Raw genomic sequence first — 21,810 nt, forward strand, 5'->3', positions numbered from 1 at the left:
TTCAAACAGTCTATAGGTAAATCTCGAGGTGGAATGACCTGTAAAATTCTTGCCTTAGTGGATAGTCTAGGCAACCTTATTAAGTTTCGATTAATGCCTGGTCAATATCACGATTTAGTAGAAACTAAACCTTTAATTGAAGATGTTGATTTTCAAGCATTACTGGCTGATAAAGCATTTGATGCAGATTGGCTCATCCAAGAACTCAATGAACGTAAAGTGAAAGTGGTGATCCCACCCAAATCTAATCGAAAAGTAATGAGAGCATTTGATACGACTATGTATAAATGGCGTCATCTCATTGAAAACTATTTTTGTAAGTTAAAAGAATTTAAACGTATAGCGATGCGTAGTTGTAAAACAGATACGAGTTTTGAAGCCATGATTCAATTGTGCGCGAGTTTAATTAACTCTCGGTAATTCTCAACAGACCCTAGGGCTTTTTAATTATAAATAAGATCCTTTAATTAAAATTAAGCATATACTCCTATTTAAAACAAATACTTTTTTATTTTGTTCAATTTATCGGAATTAGCTGTACTCAAGTCTACATTACTTTTTATGATTACGATGGCTACCGCTTTATTTAATATGCAATCTAGTTTTGCTAACACAGAAAAAATTAATTAAAGAATCCAAAGCCTTCCTAATGAATTAAAACCAGAATTTATAGATAAAACACCTATTCCAGATCTTTATACTCTTTCAAACATCAGAGGCTCTATATGGATAGATGCTTCTGGTCGATATAGAGATGGATCCCTAACTGATTGAATTACTGCAATTGGCAATGCAGCCTTATTTGAAATAAAGTTTAATGATCATTCTTGTCGAGAATCGAAATGAAGGTTATTGTTCACCTATTCTCAACAATATCTCTCTCAAATGAAAATAACCATGAAAACTTGGCTATCAGCCTTATCACTGAGTCTATTAAGCTTACAAATAGTACATGCTGATAGCAAAACCTTAGAACAAAACTTTAAAAAAAATTATCCAGATATTCCCATTACTTCAGTCACCCCATCTCCACTAAGTGGAATTTATGAAGTCTATGTGTCTGGTAAGATTATCTATACAGATGAAAGTGCTAAATATCTTTTTTTTGGCAATTTACTCGATGTAAAAAATCAGAAAAACCTAACAGAAGATCGTATTTCTGAACTGAGTAAAATTGATGTAAAACAACTTCCTCTCAAACAAGCCATTAAGCACATCAAAGGTAAAGGCGAACGTACTTTGTATGTCTTTACCGATCCCGATTGCCCATATTGTCAAAAACTTGAACAATATATGACCTCAATCAACAATGTAACGGTCTACATTTTTTTATTCCCACTTAAGAAATTGCATCCACAAGCTGAAACTGCAGCAAATAAAATTTGGTGTGCCAAAAACCAATATGAGGCTTGGGAAGATTACATGCTACATCGTAAGTTAGCCCAAAATTCAGGTACATGTGAAACACCTGTACAGAAAAATATTGCTTTAGGACAAAATCTAGAAATTAGTGGGACACCTACAATCTTCCTTGAAAATGGCACTAGAGTCGCGGGCTTACCACAAAATGCCCAACAAATTGAACAACTTCTATTAGAAGCACAAACTAAAAAATAGTATCTAATTAGGCGTGGCTTTTCAGTTGACTGGCAAGCCACCACTTACAATATAAGATTCTGATTTATATTAAATAATATAAAAATTAAAATAAATTAATTAAGCAAGATTTATACAAAATCCATATTTACATTTCACAGCAAACTTTTATGATGAAGGCATTCAAAACTGCCATGTAATGGATTAAAGCAGATATCTGTGAAAGGAATAAATAAAATGAAAAAGTTGCTGATTGCCAGCTTAATTCTTGCTACAAGTCATTCAACATTTGCGGCTGATAGTAAAGTAACTGCAAAACCAGATACATTTGCTCAAGCAACTAAACTATACGAAGCAAAAAACTACCCTGCTGCGTTTCAAGAAATGCAGCGTCTCGCAGATACAGGGAATGCCCAAGCAATTTATAACCTAGGTTATATGACTCAAGTTGGTCAAGGCACAGTAAAGGATGAAAAGAAAGCCGCACAGCATTATCAAGATGCTTCAAATAAAGGCTTTGCTCAAGCCAGTTATACATTAGCACAGGCTTATCATAAAGGTGATTTGGGCATCACTAAGAATAATCAAAAATACAAAGAATATTTAGATAAAGCTTCTAAACAAGGCTCTAATGAAGCCATTGTTGAAACTGCAAAAATTTTATTTGAGCAAGGTAAACCTGAATACGATCAGATCGCTGTTCAGAAACTATTACCATTGCTACGGAAAGATTATTATCCAGCAAAACATCTCAAAACAATCTACGATTTGAGTGTTGGTGTTAAAAATAACAATCCTATTATGCAAGCACAGGCGATTGATAGCCTTAAAGATTTAGCTAAAAAAGGTTATGCACCATCTTTAATGGTTCTCGGCAATATGTTAGCAAATGGAGGTATTGTTGACCAAGATTTAGAGCAGGCAAAAAATATTTTTACTCGCTTAGCAGCAGCTAACTATCCAAATGCGAAGGAATCATTGGCTAAAGTTGAAGAAGCAATTGCTGCAAAAAAAGCAGCTTCAGTAAAAACAAAGAACTAATAATCAATTCAGCAGCACTTCCACCCTATAGAGTGCTGCTTTTTATTTAAAATTGTTTGCTTAACTTAATCCCTGCACTCCAATTGCGCCCATCTGCAGGTTCAAAGAAGCGATTATTTCCTTCGTTCACAATCACTGAACCGATATATTGTTTATTAAATAAATTATCTATAGGGGTAAATCCATTTAAACTCCAATCCGTATAGCAAAATATGTATCCTGTATAAGCCGATGCAATTGTTTAAGTTGTCATTAAAAAGTAAACATGTATTCTTTTCAGAATTGGTTTGATACTTTCTGTACTGCTATGATCGCGATAACCATCTGTATCAAAATAGGATGAGTTAATCATATAACTTGGTTCATTTTGATTTTTTAAACCGTATTAAAAACTAAACCAGCATGATTTTTGTGATGACTACCGTCCGCACAACTCATTTCTATCGAATCTTTACCCTGTCCTTCCTTTGTTTTTACTAAAATCGTACCTCCTGAAGAATTTCCATATAACGAAGAAAATGGACCTGTTAATACTTCAAGATGACTTAAATTCCTTAAATCAATATTTGAGGTTTGCCTTTGTCAATCTGGCATTGTGGCAGGAATAGCATCGCTATATAAAAGAATTCCACGAACTTCAAATGTGGGATGTGCACCAAAACCACGCATAGAAAGTTGCAAATCTTGGGCATAATTCTCTCGATTGCGCAGTTGAACACTTGGTATCCCCTTCACAAGCTCAGTTAAATCAACTTCTAAGCTCTGATCATTTTTAGGCATATCTACCCTAAAGATTGATGCTGGTGTTTCAATATAAGCTGTGTCAGTACGAGTTGCTCCGATCTTTATTGTCGGAAGTTGTATGGGCCGATCGACTTCTGATTCAGCAGCCCAAGCAAAAGAACCATTCAAACCCATGCTTATTGCAACACAACCATATAAAAAATTTGTTTTTACTAAAGATATGAAAATTCCTTGTTTCACAGAATTTAAGGGCAAGCTTTTTAAAGTAAGTATTTCATTATTTTATAATTAGATTAGATCTCTAACCTTAGCTAAAAAACCAAAAATCAATTTTAATGATGATTAGCCAATCAAATTAAATATCGTCATAATTGTAAGTTAAAGATTTACCCTCATTGTATTGTTGTTGAAACAACTTGAGCTCACTATGCCAGAACTTCCTGAAGTTGAAACCACAAAAACCAGTTTACTGCCGCTTTTAGAGCAACGTGTACAAGCTGTAAGAGTACACAATCCTAGTTTGCGCTGGCCTATCCCTGATGATATTGAAAAATTAATTGGTCAACGTTTAACTCAACTCAAACGTCGTTCCAAATATATTTTGGCTGAATTTGAACAAGATCAAATGCTTTGGCACTTAGGTATGTCAGGAAGCTTTCGCCTATGTCAATCCAGTGATGAATTAAAAAAGCATGACCATCTTGTGATCGAATTTGAAGATCAGCAACTCCGCTACCATGACCCACGGCGCTTTGGGTGTATTCTATGGTTAGATGAAACCAATCAAAGTAAATTGATTGATACGCTAGGGCCAGAACCATTAACTGAAAATTTTAATCCAACATATTTGCATGAAAAATTAGCTAAAAAAAATGTCGGCATTAAAATTGCTTTAATGGATAACCATATAGTGGTTGGTGTGGGCAATATTTATGCAACTGAAAGTTTATTCAACATTGGGGTTCATCCTGCGCAACCTGCTTCGACGCTGAGCAAAGCACAAGTGGAAAAGTTAGTCATCGAAGTAAAACGCATCTTAAAACAAGCAATTGATTTAGGTGGATCAACTTTGCGTGACTATAGTAATGCCATGGGTGAAAATGGTTACTTTCAGCAGACACTTTTAGCTTATGGTCGCGCAGGTGAAATGTGTGTTAATTGTGAAACTACATTAGAAAACTTAAAGTTAGGTCAACGTGCTAGTGTATTTTGTCCACAATGCCAACCTTTGAAACTAAGCAAAGGATAGACCATTTAAGATGCAATCAAGGAGAACAACCTTATGCAAACCGCAATTGTTCGACATATTCTCGTCAAAGATAAAGACTTAGCCGAACAGCTAAAAAAACGAATTCAGTCTGGTGCTGATTTTAGCAAAATCGCCAAACAATACTCTACTTGCAACTCAGCTAAACGTGGAGGCGAACTCGGTGAAGTGAAAAAGGGGCAATTGGTCCCTGTTATTGATAAATTAGTTTTTACAGCAGCAGAACGAATCTTACACGGCCCGATCAAAAGCCAATTTGGTTTTCACTTAATTGAAGTCAAATTTCGCATGGATGGCTTAAGATAATGGTTTGAGCTTAATTATTTTAAGCTCTCTCCTCTTCTCAGTTATTTTAATTCTTGCGGTTTCATCACATAAGTCCATGCATGTATTTTTTCACCAGATTCCAAGATAACCTCAGCAACGACTCGCTCATATTGGAATCCTTCAAACTCATCTAACATTTGCCAGTTTTGTTCTAATTTTTCCGTGCTGAATAAATATCCCATGATTAATGGATCTTGTTCAGCTAAAACTAAGGCAGGTAAACCTTTGTCTGGTCCCCAATCTAAAATATGAATTGTGCCGTGTACCGATGCTTTTTGCCAATCTCCACCGATTCCACCCAAAATATGTGCATTTTCCCGATTTGGGCAAAGTGTGCCATAGACAAATAGTTGGTTCATGATTGCTGTTCCATTCAAATATGCAGATATTTTAAAGTCAAATCTTGCAATTTTCCATGTAAAAGCTTGCGTTCCAAATATGGAATTATCTATTTCCAATAAAAAAACGGCATTTTTAAATGCCGTTTTTTAGGAAAATAATAAGTACTTATTTTTTCAAAGAGTCTCTAATTTCACGTAATAATTGAATATCTTCAGGTGTAGGCGCTGGTGCTGCTGGCGCTGCTTCTTTTTGTTTACGCATACGATTCATTACTTTCACCATAAGAAACACAACCCATGCCAAAATAATGAAATTAATAAAGATGGTTAAGAAATTACCATAGGTTAAAACATTGACACCTGCTTTCGTTAATTGATCTAAAGACTGTAAATTATTTGGATTGTCTCCGAGCACAATAAACTTCTGTGTAAAATCAACACCCCCACCAGTAATAACTGAAATAAGTGGCATGATGATATCTTTCACCAATGAATCAATAATTTTACCAAATGCACCACCAATGATGACACCAATGGCAAGATCCATCATATTGCCTTTGATAGCAAATTCTTTAAATTCTTGAATAATACTCATTTATAACTCTCCAGAGTTGAACTTAATCGCAACCCATTTTGCATTGTTTATTACACAGTTGCGGCTATCCACATAATGCTCATAATTTAATATTTTCATCAAAAAAAGAAAGCTATTTCACACTTTAACAACACTTTTTTATTTTAATAAAAATATATGTTTAAGGATGTCCCTACCCTGAAATTTATGCAATAAAAAACCGCTAAATAAATTTAGCGGTTTTGTCATTTTTCAGTGAAGAAAAATTATTTATCACGGTTACGCTTACGTTCGTTTTCAGTTAAGTAACGTTTGCGAATACGGATCGATTTTGGTGTTACTTCAACCAACTCATCATCTTCAATGAATTCAAGTGCTTGTTCAAGCGTATATTCAATTGCAGGCGTTAAAGTTAAAGCATCATCCGTACCAGACGCACGAACGTTGGTTAATTGTTTTGCTTTAGTTGGGTTAACAACCATATCGTCCGAACGCGAGTTAATACCCACGATCATACCTTCATAAACTTCTAACTGAGGTTTAGCGAATAAACGACCACGGTCTTGTAAGCTGAATAATGCATAGCCCAAGCAAGTACCTTGAACCATAGAAATCAGTACACCGTTTTGACGCTTCGCAACAGTACCTTGCTTAACAGGACCGTAGTGCGAGAAGCTTGATGTCATGATCCCTGTACCAGAAGTCATGGTTAAGAACTCAGAACGGAATCCAATTAAACCACGTGAAGGTACAGTTGCTTCAATACGGATACGACCTTTTCCGTCAACTTCCATATTGGTCATTTCGCCTTTACGGTGACCCATTTGTTCCATTACTGAACCTTGATGTTGCTCTTCAACATCAAACGTTACGTTTTCGTATGGCTCTTGTCTTTCGCCATCGACTTCTTTCATGATCACTTGTGGACGTGATACGCCCATTTCAAAGCCTTCACGGCGCATATTTTCAATCAATACTGAAAGGTGAAGTTCACCACGACCAGAAACTTTAAAGCGGTCTGGACTATCAGTATCTTCAACGCGTAATGCAACGTTGTGAATCAATTCACGATCAAGACGTTCACGAATATTACGTGAAGTTACAAATTTACCTTCTTTACCAGCAAACGGTGAGTTGTTGACTTGGAATGTCATCGAAACCGTAGGTTCATCTACAGACAATGGTGGCAAAGCTTCTACATTTTTTTGATCACAAATTGTGTCAGAAATATTGAGTGCATCAATACCAGTGATACAAACAATATCACCTGCTGATGCTTCTTCAACATCAATACGCTCTAAACCGTGGTAACCCATGATTTTTAAGATACGACCGTTACGTGTATTGCCTTCTTTATCAATCACAGTCACAGGAGTATTCGTTTTTACACCACCACGCTGAATACGACCAACACCGATAACACCAACGAAGCTGTTATAGTCAAGTGAAGAAATCTGCATTTGGAATGGACCATCAACATCAACTGCTGGTGGTTCAACGATATCAACGATAGTTTGGAACAATGGTGTCATATCTTCCGCTAATTCTTCAGGAGAAGGACCAGCTACACCACGTAAACCAGAAGCATAAACGATTGGGAAATCTAACTGTTCATCAGTTGCACCCAAGTTATCAAACAAGTCAAATACTTGATCGATTACCCAGTCGCAACGTGCACTTGGCTTATCAACTTTGTTGATAATTACGATTGGCTTCAAACCACGCGCGAACGCTTTTTGCGTTACAAAGCGAGTTTGTGGCATTGGACCTTCTTGAGAGTCAACAAGAAGCAATACACAGTCAACCATCGACATTACACGTTCAACTTCACCGCCGAAGTCCGCATGTCCTGGTGTGTCTACGATATTGATACGGTAAGTTGTGTCAGTACGTTGATCTAACCACGTAATTGACGTATTTTTTGCAAGAATAGTAATACCACGTTCACTTTCAAGCGCATTCGAGTCCATGACACGCTCAATCTCGCCTGCACGGTCACCTAAAGCACCAGATTGTTGAAGTAATTTATCGACAAGCGTGGTTTTACCGTGGTCGACGTGCGCAATAATTGCGATATTGCGGAGATTCTTAATATCAGACATAGAATTCGATACGCTTAAAATTTGAGGGCAGATTATATAGAAAAATCCTAAACTTTAGTAGTGACAGTTTGTTGACATGAAACTTTTTTTCGGACGAACTGTTTCAGAATCGTTGGTAAAGTAGGCTAACTCTATTAGAATATTCCACTATTGCTTATCGCTTTTCTTATACTCCCATGTCAAATTCTCAACCCGAACAGCCACTTGATCTCGTCTACGGACTCAATGATCGTCCAAAACCGTTCATCGCATTTTTAGCGGCTTTACAACATCTTTTAGCAATTTTAGTCCCGATTGTCACTCCAGGATTATTAATTTGCTTAGCACTTGGTGTATCTCGTGAAGACACCAATATGATCCTTTCAATGTCTCTGATCATCTCAGGAATTGCAACCTTTTTACAGTGTAAAAAGGTCGGTCCTTTCGGTGCAGGACTATTGATTGTTCAAGGGACAAGTTTTAACTTTATTGGCCCAATTATTGGTATTGGTAGCGCCATGGTTGCTGCAGGTACGCCTGTTGAGCAAGTGATGGCTGCTATTTTCGGTGTGGTAATTGCAGGTTCATTTATTGAAATGGGCGTGTCTCGGATTCTACCTTGGGTAAAACAATTAATTACCCCTTTAGTTACAGGTATCGTTGTTCTCTTAATTGGTTTGACACTGATTAAAGAAGGTCTGATTAGCATGGGAGGCGGTTATATGGCCATGCAAGATCATACTTTTGCCAATACAGACAATCTGATCATGTCATGTACAGTACTGGCGGTCATTATTTTATTGAATCGTGTTCAAATTATTTGGGTAAAAAGTTCAGCAATTTTAATCGCATTGGTGATTGGTTACATTCTTGCAGGCTTTATGGGTCATTTAAACTTTTCCGTATTGCAAGATGCCCCATTAATTCAGATTCCTACCCCTATGCATTTTGGTCTAAGCTTCTCTTGGAGCTTATTCATTCCAATGGCATTCATCTATCTCGTTACTTCACTTGAAGCCATTGGCGATGTGACAGCGACCAGCAAAATCTCCAACCAACCTGTAGACGGCCCTATTTGGATGCAACGCATTAAAGGTGGTGTACTTGTGAATGGTGCCAACTCATTTTTAGCAGGTATCTTCAACACCTTCCCAAGTTCAGTGTTTGCACAAAACAATGGCGTGATTCAACTCACTGGTGTGGCAAGTCGCTATGTTGGGATCTGGATTGCGATCCTATTGATCATTTTAGGTCTCTTCCCTGCTGTAGCTGCAGTCATTCAAGCTGTTCCCCAAGCAGTGCTAGGTGGTGCGGTAATGGTGATGTTCGGTGCGGTGGCTGCATCTGGAATTAACATTCTTTCAAGTATTCATCTTGACCGCCGCGCGTTATTAATTATTGCGATTTCTCTTGCATTAGGTTTAGGTGTAGCACAAGTTCCACAAATCCTTGAACATCTTCCTGAATTATTCAAAAACATTTTCAGCTCAGGTGTTGCAACGGGTGGTATTGCCGCGTTGATTTTAAATATTGTTTTACCTGAAACTCAAAAATAGTCTTTTAACCATCGTAATTGTCCAGTTTCACCACTGGGCTTTGTTTTTGATGAGAGATCAAAATGGATCCACGTAGTGAAGTCGTTATACGACAACAAGATTATTTAAATGGGCAAATCTTACTGATTAATGCGCCCAACGATCAACTCGCCAAAAATTTACCTCATCAAGTACAAGCGTCTGTCTGGACTTGGAATTATGCTGATCATCAAGGTTTTCAAAGCACTGGTATAAATTCATATTTCTCAGTTGAGTTTCCACAAGCAAGTTTTGATCAGGTTGTTATTTTCGTTCCAAAATCTAAAGAGTTATTGAATTATATTCTTCATGTCGTGGTTAGCCAGTTAACACTCGGTCAAAGCGTATTTCTAGTGGGTGAAAAAAAAGGCGGTGTTGAACGTGCTGCAAAACAACTCCTGCAATATGGTAAAGCCTTTAAAATTGATAGTGCACGCCACTGTCAATTTTGGCACATGAAAATTGAAAAGAGAGAAATACACAAACCACTTGACCATTGGTTAAAAAACTATATTGTGCAAGTCAATCAAGAACAGCTCGAAATCTGTGCTTTACCGGGTGTATTTAGTCAAGACCATTTAGATGTTGGAACAGCCGTATTACTCCCTTACCTGAGCCAAGTAAAATCAGGTAAGATTGCCGACTTTGGTTGCGGTGCTGGAATTATTAGTGCTTATTTAGCCAAAATAAATCCAAACCAGCACATTTTTGCACTTGATGTTGATGCATTTGCATTACGGTCTACTGAGTTCACTTTTCAAAAAAATGATCTGAACTTAGCACAGCTACATCTACAGCCTGTCACAAGTTTTGTTGATGCGCCTAAAGATCTAGATGCCATCGTAAGTAATCCACCTTTTCATCAAGGCATTCATACCAATTACGATGCAAGTGAAGAGCTCTGCCAATTGGCGAAAAAGCATCTGAAAAATTCAGGTGAACTATGGATCGTGGCGAATCGTTTTCTAAATTATCCACCTCTGATAGAGCAGAGCTTTGGTCAATGTCTTGTGAAGGCAGATCAACAGGGATTCAAAGTGTTATATGCCTGTGCGAAATAAACAGTTTAAGGAATTTTTATGAGCGATACATCTGCTCCTCAACACCTTCAGCGTCAGCTCGGAGCACGCCACCTGAATATGATTGCCATTGGCGGATCAATTGGTACAGGCTTATTCCTTGCTTCAGGTTCAACAATCGCAACAGCCGGCCCCGGTGGTGCGTTATTGGCCTATGCTCTCATCGGGATCATGATTTATTTCTTGATGACGAGTCTCGGTGAATTAGCCACGCACAATCCAACTTCAGGTGCATTCTTCACCTATGGCAGTCGTTATGTCGAAGATGGTTTTGGTTTCGCCTTAGGCTGGAACTATTGGTATAACTGGGCAATTACCGTTGCTTTTGAATTGGTCGCAGTTCAGTTCATCATGAAATTCTGGTTCCCAGATATTCCTGGGTTTTATTGGAGTGCAATCTTCCTTACCATTATTTTTGCGATTAATGCATTGACGGTAAAAGGCTTTGGTGAAAGTGAATTCTTATTTTCTTTGATTAAAGTGCTTGCAATCATTGTGTTTATTGTCATCGGTATCTGGATGATTTTTAAAATTATGATGACACCGAATGTATCAACCTTTCAACACTGGCATTATAAAGATGCACCGTTTGTTGGCGGCTTACAAGCCCTGATTGGTGTTGCCATGATCGCTGGATTCTCCTTCCAAGGAACTGAAATGGTTGGTGTTGCCGCAGGTGAATCGAAAGATCCAAAGAAAACGATTCCTTTGGCGATTAAACAAATCTTCTGGCGTATTTTACTGTTTTATATCTTATGTATTTTTATCATTGGTACATTGGTCAGCTATGATGACCCACTTCTATTAAAAGCCGCACAAAGTGAAGATATTGCACTCTCACCATTTACCTTATTGTACGAAAAAGCAGGCTTTGCCTTTGCTGCAAGCTTGATGAATGCGGTTATTCTCAGTGCGATTTTATCTGCAGGTAACTCTGGGATGTACTCATCTACACGTATGCTGTTCGATATGGCAAAAGAAGGACGAGCGCCAAAATGGTTCTCAAAACTTGATGGTCGTGGCGTACCCATGAATGCACTTTATGCAACCACTGCCGTTGCTGCTCTGTGCTTCTTGACCACATTTATCGGCGAAAAACAAGTATTTAACTGGTTGTTAAATATGTCTGGGATGTGTGGTTTTATCGTTTGGTTAGGAATTGCAATTTCACATTATCGTTTCCGTAAAGGTTATATTGCTCAAGGTTATAAATTAGAAGATTTGGCTTACCGTGCCAAGTTTTTCCCATTTGCACCATGGTTTGCCTTTATTCTGTGTTCAATCATTATTTTAGGACAAAACTATCAAGCTGTGCTAGGTGGCAAAATTGATTGGTTAGGCTTAGTTTCAACTTATATCAGTATCCCATTATTTTTGGCGATCTGGTTGGGCTATAAATGGAAGCACAAAACTAAGTTGATTGCATATAAAGACATGAACGTGAAAGAAGGCGAATAAAAAGCCAAAAATTCACTTGACCCTTAACTAAATATCAGTAAAATTATTAGCTCATATTTTCAGCTACACTATTATATAGGAGTACGACATCATGCCAGCACTACAAGGAACAACACGCTAAGATTTGGCACTGTCGACTCACGGACAAGTGTACAAATCCAATCATCACTTGTCCGAATGCTCTACTTAACCTAGCATTCGCTAGGTTTTTTTATGCCTATTCGGACACAATATTAAAATAACCGAGCAAACAAAATGGGCGTACAAAAAATACTTAATGCTGATGCTGAATATGGTGTTCCAGTAAAAATATTCACCAATGATATTGATAGCGAAAGCATTGAACAACTAAAGAAAATGGCACAACTGCAATTTGTGTATTCACATATTGCCGTGATGCCTGATGTGCATGTCGGTAAAGGCGCAACTGTTGGCAGCGTCATTCCAACCAAACATGCAATTATTCCTGCTGCTGTCGGTGTCGACATCGGTTGTGGCATGAATGCTATCCGACTCAATCTCAAAGCATCACAGTTGCCAGATAATCTCACACCTTTACGCCATGCAATTGAACGTAAAGTCCCTGTAGGCTTTGAATTACACAAACAAATTAAGGCGAAAGCCTCAAGCATTATTCCACTGGAAAAACGCTTGCAGCCGATCATTAAAAAGCACCCTGGCTTAGTTCGGATGCTCAGAAAGTTTGATGCGACATGGCAAAAACAACTCGGCACCTTAGGCGGTGGCAATCACTTTATCGAACTCTGTTTAGATGAAAATCAGGACGTTTGGGTCATGCTCCATTCGGGTAGTCGTGGTTTAGGTAATGTGATTGGAACTTATTTTATCGAGCTAGCAAAGAAAGAAGCTCAACATCGATTTGGGCATGTCCCAGATAAGGACTTGAGTTATTTTGCAGAAGGCTCAAATAGTTTTAATGACTATGTTGAAGCCGTGGAATGGGCACAAGAATATGCATTTGAAAACCGACGTGAAATGATGCGTCTGATTTTAGAGGCAATCCGCCCACTGCTACCACCTTTTCAAATGACCAAAGAAGCGATTAATTGCCACCATAATTACGTCAGTCAAGAAACTCATTTTGGTGAGCATCTCTTAATCACACGTAAGGGGGCAATTCGAGCGGGCCAAGATGAATTAGGCATCATTCCTGGTTCTATGGGGGCTCGCTCTTATATTGTGAAAGGCAAAGCGAATCCTGATTCATTTTGCTCATGTTCACATGGCGCAGGACGAAAAATAAGCCGTAGTAAAGCCAAATTACTTTTTGGTCAAGAGGATTTGATTCAACAGACCCAAGGTATTGAATGTCGTAAAGACAGTGGTGTAATTGACGAAATACCAAGTGCATATAAAGATATCGATCAAGTCATGGCAAACCAATCAGATTTAATCGAAATCGTGCACACCCTTAAACAAGTTCTATGTATAAAAGGTTAAATAGATGAAACTTAAAGCAATGCCTAAAATCAAAGTTCGTAATCCTGTTGCGCTCTCCCCTTTACTACAAAAAGGAGGGATCCATGAAACAGAAAAACCTAGAGCTCAGCACCGTCGAGAAAGACAAAACACCAAACAACAGCTTAGAAAAGAAGTTTGGTAAATTCTAGAAAATATTAATCAAACACATCAGTCAAATTATTTTGTAGGAGTAATTAAAATGTTTATATATTCAAATCACTTGTATACAAACCCATATAAAAAAGCGACTCATCAGAGTCGCTTTTTTATTCAGTTCAAAAACTCAAATTATTGAGCTTGTTGACCTGGCTGTGCAAGAACAGTACGGCTACCAGTGATCGCAGCGAATACGCGACGGTTCATGGCACGACCTTCTTTAGTCTTGTTGTCAGCAATCGGTTGATCCCAAGCAAAGCCTTGAGTCGTCAAGCGAGATTCGTTAACGTTATATTCGTTAACAAGCGCTGATTTAACAGAGTTAGCACGAGCTAAAGATAAACGTTCGTTTAACTTACGTGGACCAGTGTTATCAGTGTGACCTTCAATACGTGCAGTCGCATTCGGGTATTCAGCTAATTTCTCAGCTACTTTCGCGATTTCAGACTTGTATTGTGGCTTGATGTCAGACTTGTTCGTATCAAAGAATACACGAAGTTCCATGTTAAGGTCTTCAGTCAATTCTTGTGGCTGTGGCTGTGGCTGTGGTTGAACTGGTACTGGTTCAACTGGAGCAACTTCTACTACTGGAGCAGCTGGCTTCAAGTGACCGCCAAGAACTACGTTTAAACCAGCAAGAGCTGTGTAGTTCCAGAAGTCTTCATCGATGTTATAAGTACCACGAGCTTCAGTACGAAGAGATAAAGCATCATTTAAGCGCCAGAATGCACCAAAACCAGCATTACCTAAAGTACCTTCTTCTTTGTCACCACGAATACCGCGGTTAACATCATCAAAAGTATATTTATAATGACCAGCACCTAATAATACATATGGCTTAATTTTGCTGTCATAGTTTTTAGTGATTAAATCAGAAGTAACATAGAAGTTACCATTGATTTGCTGTTGTTTGTACTCAGCATTAGGACTAACTGTGTCCACATCACCCTTAACTTGATTATATTCAGCCTCAAAACCTAACCAAGGCGTTAATTCAACACCAAGTGCTGCACCAACAAATAAATCATCCTGAAGCTCAGGACCATCTGTTAAATGCTTATCACCGTTATTATGTTTAGTGTCTTGGAATGTGTAACCAAGCATTAATGGAGTTACTGTTACACCCGCATTAGCAGCAGCTAAAGGAGCAGCAACAAGCATAGCAAGTGCAATACGACTCAATTTCATGGATATCCTCCAGAGATAACAATTGTTTGTTGTTCAAGCTTAGCCTATGAGTTTTGGCCCTGCGAACATAAAATGTTTACAGTATTATTTTTAAGCTATTCACTTCACTTTGAATCATACAAACACTTGATGAATTTTCCAAGTGCTTGATAACTTTAACCCCGCAAATTATTGACAAAATTTCTTACAATTTCCGTTGTAGTTCAGTAAATTTTCAATTCAACTTTAAAGCTCGAATAGCTTATTGTTCGCTTTCTTCAATTTTAGCAGTATTTGCTTGATGAAGTAATGGTTAGTTTTCTAATACTAAACTTAATTTAATAAATACAGTAATTACTTAACACTTTGTTAATAAAAAAATTACAAAACTATCAAAAGGTAAAAAAATGTTAAAAGTTAGAGGATTCACTCTGAGTGAATTAATAGTCACACTTGCTATTTGTGCGATTCTAGCATGCCTCAGTTTACCTTATTTGAATCAATTATTGATTTCAAATGAAGTAAATCATATGAAAAGAACACTCACAATTTACATACAAAAATCCAAATCTGACGCACAGATTCATCATAAAAATGTGACTTTATGCGCAAGTAAAGACTTAACTAGCTGCGATTCAGATTGGAACAGTGGACTAATCGGATTCCTTGATTTAAATGCTAACCGGCAACGTGATTCAAATGATCCTTTATTGTATTCCACAGCATTTCATTATAAGTATGGGAAATTAGATTGGAGGGGTACATTAAGAATAAATTCACTTACTTTCCAAGGTGATACAGGGCTACCAAGAGGCTCAAATGGAAGTTTCTTTTATTGTATGAATGATTCTAATCATCATACTCAATTAATTCTCAGCAATATGGGGCACATACGTAGTAAAGAAATTACCACGTGTTAAAAACTCTTCAGTCTAGCCTAAACGACGTAAAATACTTTATTCGCATGCTTTTTTTAATATACTGCATAGGTTTTGAACATTCTCTGCAAATTATAAGTCTGGAGACACACAATGACTGACATCGTAATTGTCAATGGCGCTCGTACAGCAATGGGCGGCTTCCAAGGCGCATTATCAAGCGCAACTGCACCCGAATTAGGTGCAATCACCATTAAAGAAGCAATTGCTCGTTCGGGATTACAGCCTACTGATGTAGAAGAAGTAATCATGGGCTGTGTGTTACCAGCAGGTTTAAAACAAGGTCCAGCTCGTCAAGCTATGCGTAAAGCAGGTTTGCCAGATTCTACTGGTGCAGTAACCATTAACAAACTTTGTGGTTCTGGCATGAAAGCTGTGATGCAAGCTGCAGATATGATCAAAGCTGGTAGTGCTGCAATCGTGGTTGCGGGTGGTATGGAGTCAATGACCAATGCTCCTTATGTTTTACCTAAGGCACGTGCAGGTTATCGCATGGGTCATGGTGAAATTAAGGATCATATGTTCCTTGATGGTTTAGAAGATGCAGAAACTGGCCGCTTAATGGGATCATTTGCACAAGATATGGCAAATAAACGTAGCTATACACGTGAACAAATGGATGATTTCGCTATACGTTCTCTACAACGTGCACAGAAAGCAATTACTGAAGGTTATTTCAAAGATGAAATCGTTCCAGTAACAGTGTCTAGCCGTAAAGGTGATGTTGTTGTTGATCAAGATGAACAACCATTAAATGCAAAAATTGACAAAATTCCAAGTTTGAAACCTGCTTTTGCAAAAGACGGTACGATTACTGCGGCAAATGCGAGTTCAATTTCTGATGGCGCTTCTGCTTTAGTGTTAACCTCTAGTGAAGTCGCTACTCAACGTGGTTTACAACCTTTAGCAAAAATTATTGCAACCGCATCAAACTCTCAACATCCTTCTGAATTTACGATTGCTCCTGTAGGGGCGATTGAAAAAGTTTTGAAAAAAGCTGGTTGGGATGCACAAGATGTTGATCTTTGGGAAATCAATGAAGCTTTTGCAATGGTTACAATGTGCCCAATTGATGACTTCAAATTAGATACAGAAAAAGTCAATATTAATGGCGGTGCTTGTGCACTTGGTCATCCAGTTGGCTCTACGGGTTCACGTATCATTTTGACGTTGATTCATGCACTTAAACGCACTGGTGGTAAAAAAGGTGTTGCGGCGCTTTGTATTGGTGGTGGTGAAGCAACAGCAGTTGCAATTGAATTGATCTAATCATTAATTCGATTAACTAAAAATCCTGCCAAGTGCAGGATTTTTTATTTTCATAATTACAAAAAATAATGCACCAATTATCAAAATCCCGATAAGTTATGGGCTGTATAAAAAAACAACAAGGAGTTTCCTCATGCAGCTCAACCATTACCTCAATTTCAAAGGACAAGCTGAACAAGCATTTATTTTTTACCAATCTGTTTTTGGTGGTGAGTTCGCAATGATCAGTCGCTATGGTGATATGCCACCTACAGAAGGGGTTATGTTATCAGAAGCAGATAAATGCTTAATTCTGCATGTTTCCTTACCTATTAATGAATATACCGTACTCATGGGTTCAGACGTTAATGATCAGTTCTGCTCTCCGAATAGTATTTTCACCCAAGGCAACAATCATTATATTTCAATCAATATTGAACACGATGAAATGGAGGCACGACGTTTATTCAACCAGCTTTCTGTACGTGGCCATATTGAAATGCAATTAGAAAAAACCTTTTGGGGCGCACTGTATGGTGCTTTCACAGATCAGTTCGGAATCAAGTGGATGGTCAATTGTCAGCTTGACTCAACTATTTAAAACACCTCAATGTTTTGATGCAATATGTCTCATATTGCATCGCTTTTATTATGAATTAACTAAAATACTTGTCTAACATCTTCTTAATATCCATCTCATTAAAAATTTCAGGATACTTTTGTGCAAATATTGGAAGATGTTGTTTCATCTCATCCTTTTGCACAACTGTCCATCTTGGCGGATAAATTCTATAGTGCAAAAACTGTAAACGATATTTTACTTGATCATCAAAATTCTGCTGCTCTTCTTCTGTCTGTACATATTTTTGCTGTGTTACAAACCAATAGACCTGATCCCATAAATCATAGTTTTGGGTTAAATTAAGTCTGTGCTCGAATGATATATCTGCTGTAGTTAATTGAAGATACTGCTCTAACTCATCCAATGTTGGCTGAGTTGTGCTATAGGCTTTTGCTTTAAAAAACTGATGTGATAATAACTTCTGCTGTGTTAACGTAAAATAATCTAAATACTGATAAAGTTGAATAAAGTTTTGTTTTAAAGCAAATAGAACTAAAGCATTCGCAATCGAAATGATTTCAATTTTTTCAATGATCTCAAAAAACTGCGCTTGCTCCCCTTTAAACAAAACCCATTGATATGCTCGAATTTTCGCCTGTTGGGAACTGAGCAACGTAATCGGATGCTGATTAAAATAATTTTCAAAATCAAAATTTTGTTGTCTTAATGCAAAATAAGCATAATCCATCACAGATAAAAAACGACTATGCCATAAGTCAATGATATCGTCAGTATTTAGAATTTTTCGTTGATACAGAACATCGAATAAATGATATTGCACATCTCTAAATTGGCTATACTTCAATTCAAATAATAATTTTTGCGCTGATTCATTTTGAATAATATGATCTAACCAAAATTTACGCACAATTTGATCTTTCGCAACCTTAGATAATTCAAGTAATTGCTCTTGCTCAATCCATTGATGTTCTACAATATAAGTCAATAGTACACGAGGTAATTGACCTTGTTCAGAACTGACTGTGTGCTGCAAATAATCTTTATTTTTCGCTACGGTATTCAGTAATAAATTTTCAATTTCAGGGACAGTGCGTACACGTTGTTGTACTGCGGCAATTTGTAAAAAATGGTCTATACACAATTGAGTAAATTCAGGACGCTGACTCCAACGTTGAAAATGTTGTGCTGCCAACTCTCGATTTATTTCTATATAATCACTTAAACGAAATAATAAGGCAGGAAATAATTCTTGTTCGTAGCAATCTTTTAAATGTTCTAATGTCCGTTGTCGTGCATAGCCATCATAATCTCTCAGTAACCATATCAACTCATCCAAACTCTTTCTAATAAATGGAATATCTGCGATTTCTGGTTCAGGCTGAGGAATATTCGATATATGTGTTTGCTCAAATGCTTGGCGTTCTGCCAATATTTCAGCTGTATTTATATATGGCTCAGATGAACAAAATATCTTTTTTAAAAATTTAAACATGTTCTTTCTAAATAAATGCTTTAATTTTTTATAACAAATTTAAAAATAACTGTCATTCTATATTCCTTATTAAACATCAATATTAGAATACTGAGCAATAATCATTAATCCGATAGTGATAAATCCAATCCCAACCCACCCTGCTAAATCAATATGCTGCCCTAAAAAAACTTTTGCTAAAGCAGCTGTCGCAATAACACCTAGCCCAGACCAAAGCACATATAAAATCCCAGCTTGCATATACTTCAATGCAATCGCAGCACAAGTAAAAGAAACAAGATATAAAACCAAGGCGATTCCTTGATCGAGTTTATTCACTAATCCATTTGCTTTGGCAGAATAAAAAGTTGAGAGCACATCAGTTGCGATGGCGAAAAGCAGCCAAATCACCCCAGGATTTATTTTTGCAATAAAGGTCAGCATTGTTATTCTTCAATCTATAAGTCTTAAATGATACGCAATAAAAAAAGCTGAACCTGAGTTCAGCTTTTTTACTTAAATGAGCTTAAGCACCTGTTTGGTAACTCGCTTGTGGCACAGCAGTTGAAGCTTGATACGGATTGGTGAAATCTTGAAGTCCAGCAGCTGCTTCGTGAATGTCCTTGCCCTCTTTGATAACAAAGCTATCAAAGCCTGAACGTTTTAAATAGTTTAAAACGTCCTTGAACACATCACCCACTGCACGCAATTCACCCTGATAGCCCTGACGGCGTAATAATGCTGCAAATGAATAACCACGTCCATCATTGAAACCTGCGAACTCAATGAAGATCGCATCTAATTCATTTAATGGAAATTGATGAGTTTCAGGTGAATCATTAACAGTAATGTATAACGCTTTTTTAGCTTGTATATTTACCAATTGATCTAACTGAGCCATTGTTACAACCACATCACCTTGTGGAATTACGCCATCTTCAGCAATCACTTGATAAGTATTATCAGCAATCGTGCCATCTTTGAACAGCACTTGTAGCGATGTATTAAGCATAAGCACGCTCCTTAAATGGTTGGATGCCAACACGGCGATACGTATCAATAAAACGCTCACCTTCAGTACGTAGATCAAGGTAAGTATTTAGGATTTCTTCAATGATATCAGGCACTGCATCAGCAGCAAAAGATGGTCCTAAGATATCACCGATAGACGCATCATGATTCGCGTTACCGCCTAGCGTGATTTGATAAAATTCTGCACCTTTTTTATCTACACCAAGGATACCAATGTTACCCACATGGTGATGACCACAAGCATTCATACAGCCTGAGATATTCAGATCAAGTTCACCAAGATTATAGATCGTATCTAAATCATCAAAACGACGGCTAATCGCTTCTGAAATTGGAATTGATTTCGCATTGGCCAATGAACAGAAATCACCGCCCGGACAGCAAATAATATCGGTAATAAAACCAATATGTGCACGTGCCATATTGTTCTGTTCTAAGGTTTGCCATAATTCAAATAAATCTTTTTGTGGTACATCCACAAGTGAAATATTTTGTTCATGTGTGGTACGGAATTCACCAAAGGTGTATTTATCTGCCAAGTCAGCAATTAAATTCATTTCTTCAGAAGTCATATCACCAGGGGCAACGCCTGCACGTTTCAAAGAAATCGTCACAATACGATAGCCTTTGACTTTATGTGCATTGGTATTCACGTTGAACCATTGTTTGAATTTAGGATATTCAGCAAACAATGCTGTGAAATCTTGATCGTCTAACTCTTGATAATCAAACGGAGTGAATTCTTCATCCAATTTTTTCAAGATTTCAGGCTGAATCTTCAATGCTTCACGTGTGTGTTCAAATTCGGCTTCAACTTTTTCGGCAAATACCTGTGGTGTTAATGCTTTCACCAAAATCTTAATACGTGCTTTGTATTTGTTATCACGACGACCATGCAAGTTATAGACACGTAAGGTCGCTTCTAAATAAGCAATCAAATCTTCACGTGGCAAGAACTCACGGATTACGCTACCAATGATTGGGGTACGGCCCAAGCCACCACCAACCATGATTTTATAGCCCATTTCGCCCGCTTCATTGCGAACGATATAAACACCAATATCATGGAAAGCTGTTGCAGCACGATCCGTTTCTTCTAAAGCAGAAACTGCAATCTTGAACTTACGTGGCAAGAAGGCAAATTCAGGATGGAAAGTACTCCACTGACGAATCAATTCACACGTCGGACGTGGGTCTGCAATCTCACCTGCAACCACACCTGCAAACTGATCAGTCGTGGTATTACGAATACAGTTACCTGAGGTTTGTACTGCATGCATTTGTACTGTTGCTAGCTCAGCAAGAATATCAGGTACATTTTCTAAAGCAGGCCAGTTCAACTGAATATTTTGACGAGTTGAAACGTGGGCATAACCACGATCATATTCAGTCGCAATTTCAGCAATTTTTCTGAGTTGTTTAGTATTCATCAAGCCATACGGCACAGCGATACGGAGCATAGGTGCATAACGTTGCACGTACAGACCATTTTGCAAACGTAATGGACGATATTCGTCTTCGGTCAATTTTCCTGCTAAATAGCGTTCTGTTTGATCGCGAAACTGAGCAACACGTTGGTTAATCAGTTGTTGATCGAAATCCGTATATAAATACATGGCGTATGGCTAGTCATTCATTATAAAGGTGACTA

21 protein-coding genes and 2 pseudogenes are annotated in these 21,810 nt (G+C 37.7%); 14 read left to right on the plus strand and 9 right to left on the minus strand.

Features of this window, described 5'->3' with window-relative positions; translation table 11 throughout:
* The 4 genes and pseudogenes from CDG56_RS04300 to CDG56_RS04315 form a co-directional block, all read left to right on the plus strand.
* Positions 1-420, plus strand: a 420-nt coding sequence (locus tag CDG56_RS04300) for an IS5 family transposase (protein WP_143225680.1), incomplete at its 5' end; no start/stop codon positions are given.
* 141 nt (positions 421-561) lie between these two features.
* A pseudogene (locus CDG56_RS17230) lies at positions 562-750 on the plus strand (DsbC family protein); the annotation flags it as partial.
* Between the two features lie 135 nt (positions 751-885).
* A complete protein-coding gene (locus CDG56_RS04310; protein WP_087547042.1) occupies positions 886-1,617 on the plus strand; it encodes a DsbC family protein in 732 nt (243 codons plus the stop codon).
* A gap of 216 nt (positions 1,618-1,833) precedes the next feature.
* On the plus strand, positions 1,834-2,637 hold the full coding sequence (locus CDG56_RS04315; RefSeq protein WP_087547043.1) for a tetratricopeptide repeat protein: 804 nt from the start codon (positions 1,834-1,836) through the stop codon (positions 2,635-2,637).
* A 289-nt stretch (positions 2,638-2,926) separates the two neighbouring features.
* Here CDG56_RS04315 and CDG56_RS17235 read toward each other — a convergent pair.
* Positions 2,927-3,555 (minus strand): annotated as a pseudogene (locus CDG56_RS17235) (TonB-dependent receptor plug domain-containing protein); the annotation flags it as partial.
* Positions 3,556-3,808: 253 nt separating this feature from the next.
* Here CDG56_RS17235 and mutM point away from each other — a divergent pair.
* On the plus strand, positions 3,809-4,630 hold the full coding sequence (mutM, locus tag CDG56_RS04325; RefSeq protein ID WP_087547044.1) for a bifunctional DNA-formamidopyrimidine glycosylase/DNA-(apurinic or apyrimidinic site) lyase: 822 nt from the start codon (positions 3,809-3,811) through the stop codon (positions 4,628-4,630).
* Between the two features lie 33 nt (positions 4,631-4,663).
* On the plus strand, positions 4,664-4,954 hold the full coding sequence (locus CDG56_RS04330) for a peptidylprolyl isomerase (RefSeq protein ID WP_004664683.1): 291 nt from the start codon (positions 4,664-4,666) through the stop codon (positions 4,952-4,954).
* Positions 4,955-4,995: 41 nt separating this feature from the next.
* Here CDG56_RS04330 and CDG56_RS04335 read toward each other — a convergent pair whose 3' ends face one another.
* The 3 genes from CDG56_RS04335 to typA form a co-directional block, all read right to left on the minus strand.
* Positions 4,996-5,334 carry a gamma-glutamylcyclotransferase family protein gene (locus CDG56_RS04335; RefSeq protein ID WP_087535716.1) on the minus strand — a complete coding sequence of 113 codons (339 nt, stop codon included), beginning with the start codon at positions 5,332-5,334 and terminating at the stop codon, positions 4,996-4,998.
* A 148-nt stretch (positions 5,335-5,482) separates the two neighbouring features.
* Positions 5,483-5,911, minus strand: a complete 429-nt coding sequence (gene mscL / locus CDG56_RS04340; protein ID WP_005162040.1) for a large conductance mechanosensitive channel protein MscL — start codon at positions 5,909-5,911, stop codon at positions 5,483-5,485.
* A 245-nt stretch (positions 5,912-6,156) separates the two neighbouring features.
* Positions 6,157-7,992 carry a translational GTPase TypA gene (typA, locus tag CDG56_RS04345; protein ID WP_004664688.1) on the minus strand — a complete coding sequence of 612 codons (1,836 nt, stop codon included), beginning with the start codon at positions 7,990-7,992 and terminating at the stop codon, positions 6,157-6,159.
* A 176-nt stretch (positions 7,993-8,168) separates the two neighbouring features.
* Between typA and CDG56_RS04350 the strand changes: the two genes are divergently transcribed.
* The 5 genes from CDG56_RS04350 (at position 8,169) to CDG56_RS17025 (ending at position 13,706) form a co-directional block, all read left to right on the plus strand.
* Positions 8,169-9,527, plus strand: coding sequence for a uracil-xanthine permease family protein (locus CDG56_RS04350; protein ID WP_087547045.1), 1,359 nt, complete (start codon positions 8,169-8,171; stop codon positions 9,525-9,527).
* Positions 9,528-9,589: 62 nt separating this feature from the next.
* Positions 9,590-10,606, plus strand: a complete 1,017-nt coding sequence (locus CDG56_RS04355; RefSeq protein WP_087543178.1) for a methyltransferase — start codon at positions 9,590-9,592, stop codon at positions 10,604-10,606.
* Between the two features lie 18 nt (positions 10,607-10,624).
* Entirely contained in the window at positions 10,625-12,082 is a 1,458-nt protein-coding gene (locus tag CDG56_RS04360; protein ID WP_087547046.1) for an amino acid permease, read from the plus strand.
* A 255-nt stretch (positions 12,083-12,337) separates the two neighbouring features.
* Complete coding sequence (locus tag CDG56_RS04365; protein WP_087547047.1) at positions 12,338-13,543, plus strand: RtcB family protein; 1,206 nt, start codon at positions 12,338-12,340, stop codon at positions 13,541-13,543.
* Between the two features lie 4 nt (positions 13,544-13,547).
* Positions 13,548-13,706, plus strand: coding sequence for a hypothetical protein (locus tag CDG56_RS17025; RefSeq protein ID WP_005162067.1), 159 nt, complete (start codon positions 13,548-13,550; stop codon positions 13,704-13,706).
* A gap of 146 nt (positions 13,707-13,852) precedes the next feature.
* Here the strand turns inward: CDG56_RS17025 and omp38 are convergent, their stop codons facing one another.
* Positions 13,853-14,908 (minus strand): outer membrane protein Omp38, encoded by a 1,056-nt coding sequence (gene omp38 / locus CDG56_RS04370; RefSeq protein ID WP_087547048.1) that lies wholly within the window; start codon positions 14,906-14,908, stop codon positions 13,853-13,855.
* Positions 14,909-15,294: 386 nt separating this feature from the next.
* Here omp38 and CDG56_RS04375 point away from each other — a divergent pair, with 386 nt between their 5' ends.
* The 3 genes from CDG56_RS04375 (at position 15,295) to CDG56_RS04385 (ending at position 17,674) form a co-directional block, all read left to right on the plus strand.
* The gene (locus CDG56_RS04375) at positions 15,295-15,807 is read left to right on the plus strand and encodes a GspH/FimT family pseudopilin (RefSeq protein ID WP_087547049.1); all 513 of its coding nucleotides are present in this window, start codon (positions 15,295-15,297) and stop codon (positions 15,805-15,807) included.
* A 111-nt stretch (positions 15,808-15,918) separates the two neighbouring features.
* Positions 15,919-17,094 (plus strand): thiolase family protein, encoded by a 1,176-nt coding sequence (locus CDG56_RS04380; protein WP_087547050.1) that lies wholly within the window; start codon positions 15,919-15,921, stop codon positions 17,092-17,094.
* A 133-nt stretch (positions 17,095-17,227) separates the two neighbouring features.
* Entirely contained in the window at positions 17,228-17,674 is a 447-nt protein-coding gene (locus CDG56_RS04385; protein WP_087543169.1) for a VOC family protein, read from the plus strand.
* Between the two features lie 55 nt (positions 17,675-17,729).
* Here CDG56_RS04385 and CDG56_RS04390 read toward each other — a convergent pair whose 3' ends face one another.
* The 4 genes from CDG56_RS04390 to CDG56_RS04405 all read right to left on the minus strand — a co-directional run bounded on the left by CDG56_RS04390 (position 17,730) and on the right by CDG56_RS04405 (position 21,775).
* Positions 17,730-19,148 carry a hypothetical protein gene (locus CDG56_RS04390; protein WP_087547051.1) on the minus strand — a complete coding sequence of 473 codons (1,419 nt, stop codon included), beginning with the start codon at positions 19,146-19,148 and terminating at the stop codon, positions 17,730-17,732.
* A 69-nt stretch (positions 19,149-19,217) separates the two neighbouring features.
* On the minus strand, positions 19,218-19,571 hold the full coding sequence (locus CDG56_RS04395) for a DMT family transporter (protein ID WP_087543165.1): 354 nt from the start codon (positions 19,569-19,571) through the stop codon (positions 19,218-19,220).
* 82 nt (positions 19,572-19,653) lie between these two features.
* Entirely contained in the window at positions 19,654-20,139 is a 486-nt protein-coding gene (locus tag CDG56_RS04400; protein ID WP_087547052.1) for a DUF934 domain-containing protein, read from the minus strand.
* Positions 20,132-21,775 (minus strand): nitrite/sulfite reductase, encoded by a 1,644-nt coding sequence (locus CDG56_RS04405; RefSeq protein WP_087547053.1) that lies wholly within the window; start codon positions 21,773-21,775, stop codon positions 20,132-20,134. The genes CDG56_RS04400 and CDG56_RS04405 overlap by 8 nt, the downstream gene beginning before the upstream one ends.
* Positions 21,776-21,810 lie beyond the last annotated feature (35 nt).

Source organism: Acinetobacter sp. WCHA39 (assembly GCF_002165385.1).
Taxonomy (GTDB): domain Bacteria; phylum Pseudomonadota; class Gammaproteobacteria; order Pseudomonadales; family Moraxellaceae; genus Acinetobacter.

Excerpts from the sequence above, each read along its gene's own strand:
- CDG56_RS04310 (WP_087547042.1), top strand. The coding sequence starts at position 886 with ATGAAAATAACCATGAAAACTTGGCTATCAGCCTTATCACTGAGTCTA.
- CDG56_RS04350 (WP_087547045.1), top strand. The coding sequence starts at position 8,169 with ATGTCAAATTCTCAACCCGAACAGCCACTTGATCTCGTCTACGGACTC.
- omp38 (WP_087547048.1), bottom strand. The coding sequence starts at position 14,908 with ATGAAATTGAGTCGTATTGCACTTGCTATGCTTGTTGCTGCTCCTTTA.
- CDG56_RS04375 (WP_087547049.1), top strand. The coding sequence starts at position 15,295 with ATGTTAAAAGTTAGAGGATTCACTCTGAGTGAATTAATAGTCACACTT.
- mscL (WP_005162040.1), bottom strand. The coding sequence starts at position 5,911 with ATGAGTATTATTCAAGAATTTAAAGAATTTGCTATCAAAGGCAATATG.
- CDG56_RS04400 (WP_087547052.1), bottom strand. The coding sequence starts at position 20,139 with ATGCTTAATACATCGCTACAAGTGCTGTTCAAAGATGGCACGATTGCT.
- CDG56_RS04395 (WP_087543165.1), bottom strand. The coding sequence starts at position 19,571 with ATGCTGACCTTTATTGCAAAAATAAATCCTGGGGTGATTTGGCTGCTT.
- CDG56_RS04360 (WP_087547046.1), top strand. The coding sequence starts at position 10,625 with ATGAGCGATACATCTGCTCCTCAACACCTTCAGCGTCAGCTCGGAGCA.
- CDG56_RS04385 (WP_087543169.1), top strand. The coding sequence starts at position 17,228 with ATGCAGCTCAACCATTACCTCAATTTCAAAGGACAAGCTGAACAAGCA.
- CDG56_RS04390 (WP_087547051.1), bottom strand. The coding sequence starts at position 19,148 with ATGTTTAAATTTTTAAAAAAGATATTTTGTTCATCTGAGCCATATATA.
- CDG56_RS04355 (WP_087543178.1), top strand. The coding sequence starts at position 9,590 with ATGGATCCACGTAGTGAAGTCGTTATACGACAACAAGATTATTTAAAT.
- typA (WP_004664688.1), bottom strand. The coding sequence starts at position 7,992 with ATGTCTGATATTAAGAATCTCCGCAATATCGCAATTATTGCGCACGTC.
- CDG56_RS04335 (WP_087535716.1), bottom strand. The coding sequence starts at position 5,334 with ATGAACCAACTATTTGTCTATGGCACACTTTGCCCAAATCGGGAAAAT.
- CDG56_RS04330 (WP_004664683.1), top strand. The coding sequence starts at position 4,664 with ATGCAAACCGCAATTGTTCGACATATTCTCGTCAAAGATAAAGACTTA.
- CDG56_RS04380 (WP_087547050.1), top strand. The coding sequence starts at position 15,919 with ATGACTGACATCGTAATTGTCAATGGCGCTCGTACAGCAATGGGCGGC.
- CDG56_RS17025 (WP_005162067.1), top strand. The coding sequence starts at position 13,548 with ATGAAACTTAAAGCAATGCCTAAAATCAAAGTTCGTAATCCTGTTGCG.
- CDG56_RS04315 (WP_087547043.1), top strand. The coding sequence starts at position 1,834 with ATGAAAAAGTTGCTGATTGCCAGCTTAATTCTTGCTACAAGTCATTCA.
- CDG56_RS04405 (WP_087547053.1), bottom strand. The coding sequence starts at position 21,775 with ATGTATTTATATACGGATTTCGATCAACAACTGATTAACCAACGTGTT.
- CDG56_RS04365 (WP_087547047.1), top strand. The coding sequence starts at position 12,338 with ATGGGCGTACAAAAAATACTTAATGCTGATGCTGAATATGGTGTTCCA.
- mutM (WP_087547044.1), top strand. The coding sequence starts at position 3,809 with ATGCCAGAACTTCCTGAAGTTGAAACCACAAAAACCAGTTTACTGCCG.